General features: G+C 42.3%; 10 protein-coding genes. 5 read left to right on the forward strand and 5 right to left on the reverse strand.

The features are described 5' to 3' along the window. Positions 1-69: 69 nt before the first annotated feature. Both G7092_RS02995 and G7092_RS03000 read left to right on the forward strand, forming a co-directional pair. Positions 70-1,758 (forward strand): sodium:solute symporter family transporter, encoded by a 1,689-nt coding sequence (locus G7092_RS02995; RefSeq protein WP_202985209.1) that lies wholly within the window; start codon positions 70-72, stop codon positions 1,756-1,758. Between the two features lie 385 nt (positions 1,759-2,143). Beyond that, positions 2,144-3,619: an amino acid permease gene (locus G7092_RS03000; protein ID WP_166086041.1), complete on the forward strand. Its 1,476-nt coding sequence runs from the start codon at positions 2,144-2,146 to the stop codon at positions 3,617-3,619. Between the two features lie 72 nt (positions 3,620-3,691). On the opposite strand, the gene G7092_RS03005 is transcribed toward G7092_RS03000, so the two are convergent. From G7092_RS03005 to G7092_RS03025, 5 genes are read right to left on the reverse strand one after another with little or no spacing between them, the layout of a single operon-like run. Beyond that, entirely contained in the window at positions 3,692-4,717 is a 1,026-nt protein-coding gene (locus G7092_RS03005; RefSeq protein WP_166086043.1) for a hemin-degrading factor, read from the reverse strand. A gap of 2 nt (positions 4,718-4,719) precedes the next feature. Next, entirely contained in the window at positions 4,720-5,529 is an 810-nt protein-coding gene (locus G7092_RS03010; protein WP_166086045.1) for a heme ABC transporter ATP-binding protein, read from the reverse strand. A gap of 2 nt (positions 5,530-5,531) precedes the next feature. After that, positions 5,532-6,575, reverse strand: coding sequence for a FecCD family ABC transporter permease (locus G7092_RS03015; RefSeq protein WP_166086047.1), 1,044 nt, complete (start codon positions 6,573-6,575; stop codon positions 5,532-5,534). 19 nt (positions 6,576-6,594) lie between these two features. Then, positions 6,595-7,428 carry a heme/hemin ABC transporter substrate-binding protein gene (locus G7092_RS03020; protein WP_166086049.1) on the reverse strand — a complete coding sequence of 278 codons (834 nt, stop codon included), beginning with the start codon at positions 7,426-7,428 and terminating at the stop codon, positions 6,595-6,597. A 17-nt stretch (positions 7,429-7,445) separates the two neighbouring features. After that, positions 7,446-7,997, reverse strand: coding sequence for an HmuY family protein (locus G7092_RS03025; protein WP_166086051.1), 552 nt, complete (start codon positions 7,995-7,997; stop codon positions 7,446-7,448). 327 nt (positions 7,998-8,324) lie between these two features. Between G7092_RS03025 and G7092_RS03030 the strand changes: the two genes are divergently transcribed. The 3 genes from G7092_RS03030 to G7092_RS03040 are packed head-to-tail and all read left to right on the forward strand — an operon-like array spanning position 8,325 to position 12,123. Beyond that, complete coding sequence (locus G7092_RS03030) at positions 8,325-10,673, forward strand: TonB-dependent receptor (RefSeq protein ID WP_166086053.1); 2,349 nt, start codon at positions 8,325-8,327, stop codon at positions 10,671-10,673. Positions 10,674-10,691: 18 nt separating this feature from the next. Then, the gene (locus tag G7092_RS03035; protein ID WP_166086054.1) at positions 10,692-11,357 is read left to right on the forward strand and encodes an HmuY family protein; all 666 of its coding nucleotides are present in this window, start codon (positions 10,692-10,694) and stop codon (positions 11,355-11,357) included. A 37-nt stretch (positions 11,358-11,394) separates the two neighbouring features. Next, positions 11,395-12,123 carry an HmuY family protein gene (locus G7092_RS03040; RefSeq protein WP_166086057.1) on the forward strand — a complete coding sequence of 243 codons (729 nt, stop codon included), beginning with the start codon at positions 11,395-11,397 and terminating at the stop codon, positions 12,121-12,123. Positions 12,124-12,137 lie beyond the last annotated feature (14 nt).

Consider the following 12,137-nt stretch of genomic DNA (forward strand, 5'->3'; position numbering starts at 1 on the left):
ATTTCATAGATTTGAAAAATTGAACCGGCCAAAAATTACCGGCCTAAATATCCTATTGCAAAAAAACTCATGCTGAAACACATTTCTACGGCCGATCTGTTGGTCTTTTTCTTCTATTTTATCATAGTTGCCAGTTACGGATACTACATTTATAATCGCCGTAAAAAAGAAACCAATAATAGCTCACACAGCTTTTTCCTGGCCGAAGGATCACTTACCTGGTGGGCCATAGGTGCCTCTATTATAGCCTCCAATATATCGGCAGAGCAGTTTATTGGGATGAGCGGCGATGGTTTTTTTGCCGGCATAGCCGTAGCTGTTTATGAATGGGTTGGCGCTGCCGCGTTGATCATTGTGGCCGTGTTTTTTATGCCGATTTATATCAAGAATAAGATATTTACCATGCCGCAGTTTCTGCAGGACAGGTATAACGGAGGGGTGGCGCTGGTCATGTCGATATTTTGGCTGCTTTTGTATGTGTTTATAAACCTTACTGCCATATTATACCTGGGTGCATTAGCTATCAACGGTTTATTAGGCGGTGAATATTTTCACCAGGTCATGATAGGGCTCGCCATATTCGGAGTTATTATTGCCCTGGGTGGTATGCAGGTGGTGGGTTATACCGATGTTATACAGGTAGGTGTGCTCATTATTGGTGGCTTAGCCATTACTTATTTATCATTAACTATCGTGAGTGAGAAATTTGGCTTCGGCACCAATGTGCTGACCGGTTTTAATTTACTATTGAAAAACGCGCCAGATCATTTCCATCTCATATTTAAAAAACCTACAGCAGGGGCCTCTACCGAAACCATAACCAAGTACCTGATTTTACCAGGTTTTGCTATGTATGTTTCGGGGCAATGGATCAGCAATTTAAATTATTGGGGTTGTAATCAATACATCACCCAAAGGGCTCTGGGCGCTAACATCACTACGGCGCGTACCGGTATTCTATTTGCCAGTTTACTAAAAATACTGATGCCGGTAATTGTAATGCTGCCGGGTATTGTCGCTTTTGTGTTGTATAAAAATGGTCATTTACCACAATTAGCAGGGGGTAAAGACGGTGCTTATTCAGCTATGTTATCCTTCCTGCCATCGGGTTTAAAAGGTTTGTCATTAGCAGTATTAACTGCGGCGATAGTAGCTTCGCTGGCTGGTAAAGTAAACAGTATAGCCACTATTTTTACGCTCGATATTTATAAAAAATACATCAAGAAAGACGCTAGCGAACGCCGAATGGTGTGGACAGGCAGAGCGGCTATATTAATGAGCTTGCTCACAGCCGTTATGTTTACCTGGAGCGACGTTTTAGGCATTAGCGGTGAGGGGGGATATACCTTTGTTCAGAAATACTCGGCCTTTGTAAGCCCGGGGGTACTAGCTACTTTCTTGTTGGGTATGTTCTGGAAAAGAACTACCGCGGTGGCCGCTATTGTAGGGATATTGGTAGGTATTACTTCTTCTATATTTTTTAACAGTTTTGCGGTTAAGTGGTTTGGGCCTGAAACGATATTGTATTCGGCATTTCATAATGCGAAGGGCGACTATGAGATACCATTCTTTATCTCCTTGAGCTGGTCGTTCCTGATTACTTGTATTACCATGGTAGCCATCAGTTTGAAAGGACAGGTGATCAATGCCAAAGCTATCACCATTGAAAGAACCATGTTTAAATTAAAACCTTCTTCCGTTATGCTGATAGCGGTGATATTGATATTGTTATCGGCTATTTACGTAAGGTTCTGGTAGGGGAGACAACAGTAGAAAAACGTCATTTCTTTTAGAGCCGAAGCATTGGACTGGAACTAAATTTGGCCAGGAAACCTTCTCAGGAGGCTGTCTCATAAATATGGGAACAGCCTCTTTTTCTTTGATGGTGATGGGGCTCGTTTTCGTATATGTGATTCTCAAAGCCCCGATTTAATTTATGAGACAATCTCTTTTAGTTTCCGACACGTTACCCTGTCTGGAGTAAGCTACTATCTAACGGAAAACCATGATTTGGTGTATTCAAACCATTTTCTTAGAAATACTTAGCTATCATATTATTATATTCGGCGCTTCAAATTCCAATAAATTTAATTGCGTTTAAGAACAAATAATTAACAATTGAAGATAATTTTATTTAAGCTTTATGAGATTTAAGAAACCATTAGATGTATTATTAAAAGAAGCTTCGGAAACGGGTGCAGGTACATTAAAGCGAACTTTAGGTAGTTTTAACCTGGTTACCATGGGAATTGGCGCGATAATAGGAGCCGGGTTATTTTCACTTACCGGGTTAGCTGCCGCCAATAACGCCGGACCCGCTGTTACCATATCATTTATTATAGGCGCCATTGGTTGTGCATTTGCAGGGTTATGTTATGCCGAATTTGCGAGTATGATCCCCATTGCAGGCTCGGCTTATACTTACTCTTATGCTACAATGGGCGAATTTACAGCCTGGATAATAGGATGGGATCTGGTGCTTGAGTATGCCTTAGGTGCCGCAACAGTGTCCATAAGCTGGTCGCAGTATTTAACCAAATTTTTGCATTTTTTCAACTTAGAAATACCTCCCCAGTTTACCCGGTCGCCCTGGGAAAGTGTCACGCTTGCTAATGGTACCGAGATTCATGGCATCATGAATCTTCCCGCTGTATTTATTATTGTATGCTTATCGCTATTACTGATTCGCGGTACGAGAGAGTCAGCCTTTGTCAATAATTTATTGGTTGTGCTTAAAGTTGCTGTGGTATTGGTTTTTATAGGTGTTGGCTGGGCCTTTATTAATCCGGCAAATCATACTCCCTACATTCCTGCAAATACCGGTAAATTCGGAGAGTTTGGCTGGTCTGGTGTGCTTCGGGGCGCCGGAGTGGTGTTTTTTGCCTTTATCGGCTTTGATGCAGTTTCAACCGCAGCCCAGGAAGCAAAAGATCCCAAACGCGGAATGCCGATAGGTATAATAGGCTCGCTGCTGGTATGTACCATATTATATGTGCTGTTTTCGCACGTCATGACGGGGGTTGCCAATTACAAGGAATTTAAAGATAGTGCTGCACCTGTTGCTGTAGCCATAGCCAAAACACCTTATGCCTGGTTACAGCAGTCTATTATAGTAGCCATATTGGCCGGTTATACCTCTGTAATTCTGGTGTTTTTGATGGGACAATCCCGCATATTTTACACCATGGCCAAGGATGGATTGATACCTAAAACATTTGCAACGGTTCACAAGAAGTTTCAAACTCCTTATAAATCAAATTTATTATTTGCTGTATTTGTAAGTTTATTTGCTGCATTTGTACCCGTAAGAGTAGTAGGTGAAATGGTATCTATAGGTACTTTATTTGCCTTTGTGCTGGTTTGTGTTGGGGTAATGGTTATGCGAAAATCAGATCCATCTACTCCGCGTCCTTTCAGAACGCCCTGGGTGCCTTTTGTTCCCATTGCCGGTATTATCATTTGTGTTTTAATGATGGTGTCGTTACCGCTTGATACCTGGATACGTTTAGCAGTTTGGATGCTGATTGGTTTAGTAATTTATTTTACTTACAGTAAAAAGCATTCAGTAATACGTAATGGTATTTTGAACAAGGGTAAAGAGCCTTTAAACCTCGATTAATAAAGATCAAAAAAGCATTAAAGCAAAAGGGCCTGTAAACATTTACAGGCCCTTTTACTTTTCACCAATATATTATTTACTGGTGTGATTCACTAGCTCGCGCCATTCTGTTAACTCCGGGATGCCCGGTTTGCGCTTACCAAACATTTGCAGTATCATTTCACCATCGGCATCATATAATTCAATAGAATTTACGTCGCCATCAGTTGAAGGTTTAACAACATGCCATACCTCGGCAACAAAATCTTCGCGCAGATGCAGGTTAAATTCCGGATCAAGTACATTGAACCATGGCCCCATAGGTACCAATTTGGTGATGTTACCACTGTGGATTTGGATGCAGCCTTTATTACCTACAAATATCATAACAGGTATTTGTTCGGCAGAGCATGTTTCGGCAATGGTTTGAAATGCTTGCAGATTCACCTTTTTAGCATATCCGGCAGGAGCCAGACGTAGCGCCTGAGTGCGGCTCAATTTAAACTTTCGCAATAAGCCAAAAAACTCATGGCTATCCTTCATGGCTATCCAGGCATCCTGAAACGCGGCGGTTTCAATAGCAGCATCGGGTAACTCTACGGTTGTGGTTTTTTGTGAGGCATCTACAGTAATTTCCTGGTTATCTGTATCCTGAAATTGTAATACCAGCTCATCATAGGCTGTTTTGTTGCTGGTATCGGTGAGATATATTTTATGTATGGCAACACCTTGCTTATCAAAAAACTGCAGGCTTTCGCGACCGTTTTCTTTTACTGCGAACCCAAAATGCCATTGTTGTAAAAACAAACGGAGGTCGATGTCTTCGCCCAATACTAAACCTGCGTGCGGAGTGAAAGAAATGTTTTGGTAAATGCCTTTTCGTTCGCTTACACAATATTCGTTCCGGGTAAGGGCCATTACATAACCCAAGCCGTTCACCTGTTGCAGGATGTTCTCAAAATCTTTTTTGAGTAAAGTTACGGTTTCACCAAGCCCTGTAGCCAGTAACTCAGCTTCACTTACCATCAGATCATCTGCTATTTCCCGGATGCGTCTTTTGGGATTGGCTAGTTTATATTCCTGATATCTCGTTTTTAATGTGTTAGTTAATGTTTCCATATTTATAGTTTTAAAGATGTTTTATTTTGTTCAAATGTTATTTCATGAGGCATAATGATCTGTTTTAAGGTAGACGGGTTAGTAAATACATCTGCCTCAATTTCAAATATTTCATAAACCGATTTGGAGTTTAATACTTCGGCAGGAGTACCATCATGCCATTTTCGGCCGCGTTTCATCATGATGATGCGATCGGCATATTGTGCGGCCAGGTTCATATCATGTAGCACGCTTACCACGATGAATTTCTTTTGCGCCATTGATCTTAAAATGGCCAGTGTTTGCTGCTGATATAATATATCCATACCTGCCACTGGTTCGTCCATCAGCAATAGGGCATGAGGCTGCTCCCATACCTGGGCCAGCGCTCGGGCCAGCTGTACACGCTGTTGCTCGCCGCCGGAGAGAGTAGGGTATGATCGTTCGGCAAATGTTTGTACCCCAGTAGCCTCCATGGCACTTTGTACAATGTGAATGTCATTTGCCGAAGGGGTATTCTGATAGTGCGGGTAACGCCCCATCATCACAATTTCCTTAACCAAAAAGGGCAAGCTCACCACATTTTGCTGAGTTAATACCGTTCGCTGATGGGCAAGCTCCATTGCTGTATACTTATTCAAGGCTCGTCCATGAAGAGATACCGTTCCGCTTTCGGGCTGATTGGTACCCGAGAGTATCTTTAGTAAAGTTGACTTACCCGCACCATTTGCACCCAGTATGGCCACCATTTCACCCGGCTTTATGCTGAAAGAAATATCCTTCAGTAACTTGGCTTGCCCAACGCAGTAGGTTATATTATTAACGGTCAGCATATTTAAATGAGACTTAATTTTCGTTTATCCCTGATGAGTATATACAAAAATACCGGTGCGCCAATCAGTGCAGTGATCACACCAATGGGTAATTCAATAGGCGCAATCAGGGTTCTGGATATGATGTCGGCCACAATTAGAGTCAGCGCTCCGAGTAAGGCTGATGCGGGGATAACATGTTTGTTATCAACACCCATTACCAAACGTATAATATGTGGTACTAACAGCCCCATGAAGTTGATGATGCCGGTAAGCGAAACCGAGGCCCCAATAGCCATGGTTGATAGCAGGATCACCCTGCGTTTGGTTTTGTTTACATCAAGCCCCAGATGACCGGCCTGCATTTCGCCCAGAGCAAAGGCATTAAGTGCCTTGCCTGATGATGGTAACAGGATAACCGGGATCAATACAAAAGGAGCCAGACAGGTTACCGTTTGCCAGGTAGCACCACCTAAGCTGCCTAACATCCAGAAGGTGATATTGCGTAATTGCTGCTCGCTGGCTAAATAAGTGATCAGCCCGGTGAGCGCACCCGCAAGCGCGTTGATAGCGATACCAGCCAGCAACATAGTGGCTACATTGGGTTTACCATTATGCTTCGATATCTGGTAAATAAGCAATGCCGTGAGGCCAGCACCAACAAATGCGCCAAATGCCAAAAGATAGTAACCAAAAAGATTACTTAAACTGGTTAATAAAGTAGCCTCCAAACCTATAATGGCTACGGCCATCAATGTTGCTCCGGCAGATATACCGATAAGTCCCGGTTCGGCCAGTGGATTCCGGAAAATGCCTTGTATTGCCGCCCCGGAAATACCTAGCGCTGCGCCAACCAGAATAGCCAGCAATAAGCGGGGGAGCCGTACAATAAAAATAATAACGTTGTGTTGTTCATTAACCTGCGACATATGATAAATGCCCAGTTTGTGCAGGATCAGCAAAAAAACTTCTCCGGCAGGGATATGTACCGCGCCTAACCCAACGGAAATAATGCCTGCAATTACGATACAGACAGATAAGATAATATATATGAGTCCCTTGGGCATGTACTTAAATAATTGGATACTAAATTTTGCTATGCAGTTGTAAAATGGCCTGATCAAGCCGGGTGCTGAAATTGATCAGCAAATCGGCATCCATTTGTACAATACGTTTGTTTTTACCGGCATTGGTTTGTGCCATACCCGGAATCTTCAGAATGCTTTCCATCCCGCCCAGGCTGCTAAACCCAAAGTCAAACATCAGGATGACATCGGGATTAGCTTCCACAAGCGCTTCGGTAGTGTAGGGCTTAAAATCGTTAAAAGAACTTACTGCATTTTTACCACCGGCAAGGCTAATGATAGCGTCGATATGCGTGTTTTTACCAGCCACCATCATCACACCAGGGCCACGAGCGTAAATGAATAGCACTTTGGTATTTTTAGGCTGCTGCTTTACCGATGTAAGCGCTTTAGTCACCTTATCCTTGGTTTGTTTAATCAATACATCGCCTTTTGCCGTTGCATTTACTGCCGCAGCAACATCTTTAATAAACTGATAGGTGCCGTCAATAGTAAAAAACTGCTTTATGCGCACCAGTTTGATACCCGCTGCATTAATTTGTGATTCAATTTCTTTGGATATCGAACCATCAGGAGCCAGTACAACATCCGGACTAAAGGATATCAGGCCCTCGGCTGATACAGAACGGTTTTTACTAACCTTGGGCAAAGTATTCACATAAGCAGGGTAGGTGCTGGTAACATCAACAGCAACAATGCTTTTACCCAAGCCAAGCGCATCTACAGTTTCGGTTAAAGCACCGTTCAGGGTGATGATACGCTTAGGTTGCGCCTGGGCTCTGTAACTAAATATAAATCCGGCTATGAATAGCAGGAGACAAAAAGATCTTTTCATGTGTTTATGCTTTACAATTAATTTCCCGGCTCAATAAAAGCGTATTTGAATGTATAATAGCCAGAATCGCCATCGCCATTCTTGTAATAGTTCAGTATCTCCACTTTAGCGTACTTGCCAGAGCTGGTATGTACAATAATAATACGGCCCGGTATGGGAGTGATACTGTGGTTGCTCATATCATAAGTGTACCAGCCATTATTGCTGCCCCAGGGTATGGCTTTTGTTTTCTGACTATCTTCCAGATATCCGTTTACAGGCGCCTTTTGAATTTTATCAAAAGAGGTGTCTTTTATAAGCTGGGCAGTTGTATTTCCCTTGCCGCTTGTACCACCGTTTACTAAGATCACCGTCCGGGCAAAAACCAGATCCCAGTCTTTACCGGTCGTATCCGCGTTTTCAACCCGTTGGCCTTTATCAAAGCTGAAATAGGTTTTCTGCTTAACTGCATCCAGATCATTTACCATTTTAAATTCTCCGGAGCTGGTTTGCGCCATTAAATGACCGCTATATAATAGTATAGTTAAAATCAGGATAAAAATGTTCCTGCGGGGCGTGTTGTTTTTCATAACACAAATGAACCTCTTATTTATAATTATTCCAAATAAGATGGTGCTTATTTATGAAATCAGGCTCATTACAATTTGAGGTTAATACCTTGGATTATAAGGTAGTGATATTTATTTAAATATCTGATTATTAACTACTATGATAGGTTTTATGTGGAATTAGGCTACTTATTTCGATCAACAATATGACTGCCTGATAAGATAATTACCGAAATAATAGTCCCAAAGTCGTAAAAAATAATCCCGATTCCGGTAACAAAGTATCAAATAAACTAAGCACTTTTGTCTTGTTCTTATTTAGACTGGTTAAAAATAAGAAACTCCTTAATGAAATACTTTTTACCACTATTTGTCATGCTGCTGCATTTAAACTATATAAAGGCCCAATCATTAACCGCCCAATTACAGGGTACGGTTACGGATGATAAGGGTAATGCGGTTGCAGGCGCAGCAATTACTATTATACAAACAGGACAGGGCAGTGCCACTAACGATAAAGGTCAATACGCCATAAACAATATTTTGCCTGGTGCTTATCATATCAGGATAAACGCTATCGGTTACCGGTCTACTATCATTAAAGCTACGCTAAAGACAAATGAACACCTGGTTTTACCCATCAGAATAGAAGCCGATGTTAATATACTGAATGAGGTAAACATCAACACCAAAAAATATAATCCTGATAACCTCATCGATTTACAGCGTACGCCGATGCCATCCATGGTAATCACACGCAAACAAATTGAGCAAATGGGCAGCAGGCGTTTGGACGAAGTGCTGAAAGAACAAACCGGTTTGGCCATTGTGAACGACATCGGTTCAGGGGCAAGGGCTATTGGTTTACAAATGCAGGGTTTCGATAGCGGTTATACCATGATACTGATTGACGGTCAGCCGATGACGGGCCGTAACTCGGGCAATTTCGATTTGTCGCGCATTACTGTGGCTAATATCGAAAGGATTGAGATCATCAAAGGAGCTTCTTCATGTTTATTTGGTAGCGATGCGATGGCTGGTGTAGTTAATATTGTAACTCGCCAGCACGTATCGCAAAGCCAGGGCATGGCCGGCGTGCGATATGGAACTTTCAATACAGTTGATGCCAACCTGGAAGGCGAAAGTCCCTTTGCCAACGGCAAAGGTTCAGGATATATCGCCGGAAATTATTACCGAACCGATGGCTTTAACGCCAATCCTTATCTATCAGAGGGCAAAACCGTACCTCCATATACCAGCTATACCCTACAAGGACGAGCAAAGTATATGCTGAGTACGGTTAACACCCTCAATTTTACCGGTAGGTTTGCATCGCGTCATTCGGTAAATGATAAATCGTATACAGGCAGTCCTACAAAAGACATATTAGACGAGAATGATCTAAATGGATCGGTTGTACTGAATACAAACCTAAGCAGTGGTTTGCGTATTAAATCGCAATACTACCTTACCCGTTATTCTACTGGTCAAAACATTACTGATCTTACTTCCAACCAGATCATACCAGGTAACAATTTCACACAATATCTGCACCGTGGCGAGGTACAGGCCTCAAAAATGTGGTTTAACTCCTTAACAGTTACCAGCGGTATTGGTACCCAGTATGAAACTATGGATAACGATGCTTACCTGGGTGGCAAACATCAGCAAAACTCTTTCTTTTACAGCCAGGGCGATTGGAAGGTATCTGATAAGGTAGGCATGATCGGTGGTTTTCGTGTAGAACACCATAGCCGTTACGGCAGCAGCATTACACCAAGCTTTGGTATTAATTATCAACCTGTAAAAATATTGGTGCTTAAAGCTGCCATAGCTACAGGATTCAAAACACCGGACTTCAGGCAGTTATATTTAGTGTTTACCAATTTTGCAGGTGGCGGTTATACCGTATTGGGCACCGAACAATTTGCGGCAGAGCTAAAAAAACTGCAGGATGCCGGCGAAATTTCGGCCGTTTTTCCAAATGCTTCCAAAGTAAGTAGCCTAAAACCAGAGCGTTCAGTGTCATACAGCGCGGGCTTTACACTTACACCTGCCGCCTCATTTAAGATTGATGTAAACGGTTTTTATAATAACGTTCATAATTTCATCAATACCGATCAGGTAGCATCCAAAAAAGGAGGTCAGCAAGTATTCTCTTACTTCAACATTGATAAGGCGTTTCTCTCTGGTTTGGATGTTGGTTTGAGTTGGATAGCTGCCAAGGGCTTCACCATTGCCGCCGGATACCAATTGCTTTATGCTAAGGATCGTGGGGTAATTGATTCGATTAAAGCAGGTACAGGCATTTATGCCAAAGTATACGACCCTAACCTGGGTACAGATCGTCGCTCTAAAGTTTCTGATTATTTCGGGTTAACCAATCGTTCGCGCCATATGGCCAATATCCGGTTCAGTTATGAATATGAGCCTAAGGGTATTACAGGTACGTTCAGGATAAACTATCGTGGTAAATATGGCTTTATGGAATCAAACCGGCCGAATGGTTTCCTGGATCCTTATGATACTTACGTTGCCGGCTTTTTTCTGTTCAATGCTTCGGTTCAGAAAACATTGCTCAATAAACACATGGCCGTACAGCTCACAGCTGATAATATACTCAACTATCGTGATATGCTAATGCCCGGTCAGCCCGGCAGAATGATATTGGCCGGATTAAACTACCGATTTTTTTAACAACAAAGATTTATGCAAATGATAAAATACAATTACTTCAAAACGCTCCTTTTCGCAATAGCTTCAACTTTATTGATCAGTTCCTGTACAAAAGAGCAAGTAAAACCACAGCTTCAGGATGGAAAAAGCACTGTAGTAAACGATCTGCCGGGCGATGTGGGCAAAACCATCAGCACCGGTTTCAGAACATTCTATTTCAGCTTTAGTACAAATGCCAAGGTAGATAGCAGTCAAAAGAAAACAGCATTGTGGGATATTTCTTTTGCTCGTGAATATAATTCTTATATAGGCATTAATAACGGTACAAATGATGCCAGTTATGGTTTTGGCGGAACTGGTAAAGGCAGCATGGTTGTGGTGAATAAAGCCTACGATCAGGTTACCGAAGCCCCTGCAGATGACGTATTTGCAAAATCATCCATCACGGCGACAGGTTGGGACAGTGGTAATGGCGATGCCACCGGTTGGTATTTCTACGATCTGAAAACCCACCTGGCTGTACCGGTTAAAAACCGCACTTATGTTTTGCGTACCGCTGATGGCAAATATGCCAAGCTGCAAATAGTAAGCATGTATAAAGGAGCGCCTGCCGTTGTAACCGATCTGAACTGGCCTGCACCATATTTTACCTTCAAGTATTATGTACAGCAGGATGGAAGCCGTAACCTGTCAACCAAAGATTAAACACATTTTACCATATATCAAATAATATATCAATCACATGTTATCACCAACGAATAATTTAAGAAAGTGGCTTTGCCTGCTTGCCATTACCGGTGTTTTGTTTACTGCTTGTTCTAAAAAAAACGATCCGGCACCAACGCCAGCGCCAGATCCAACGCCTGTAGCCCCGGGATCAGTATCATTTTATAAACTAACCAGGGTCGAAAATCTTTACGCTCCGGCTGATGACAATAACCCCGCGGCTACATTGCCGCCTTTATATTACAGCCTGGAAAATAAAACACAGATAACGGCCGATTTTGCAAAAACCGCATCGTGGGATATGGTATTTACAGGCACCTATAACATTTTTATAGGCAGCAATGGGGCAACAGATCATAAAACCGAGGGAGGGATACTCATTTTAAAACAGCCATTTGAACAGGTAACCGATGTGCCAAGCGATGATCAGTTCACTACTACAAAATCATTTGGGCTTGATGAGGCTGGAAACTTTGGCCAGGGTACAGGCTGGGCCTTGTATGATTTTAATGGTACCAAAATGGGTGACGGCAGTGCTTCAAAACAGCATGTTGTTTACGCTTTACCCGCCACACGAACGCTGATAGTTAGAACAGCAAAGGGAAATTATGCCAAAATCAAAATGATCAGCTGCTACAAAGATGCATTCACAGCCGACAAATGGTTTATTGATACCCCGCATATGTATTTCACTTTTGAGTATGTAATTGTACCCAAAGGCAGCAAGAAATTCGAAATCAAATAATAAGCCCAGGATAG

This window comes from Mucilaginibacter inviolabilis (assembly GCF_011089895.1).
GTDB lineage: Bacteria > Bacteroidota > Bacteroidia > Sphingobacteriales > Sphingobacteriaceae > Mucilaginibacter > Mucilaginibacter inviolabilis.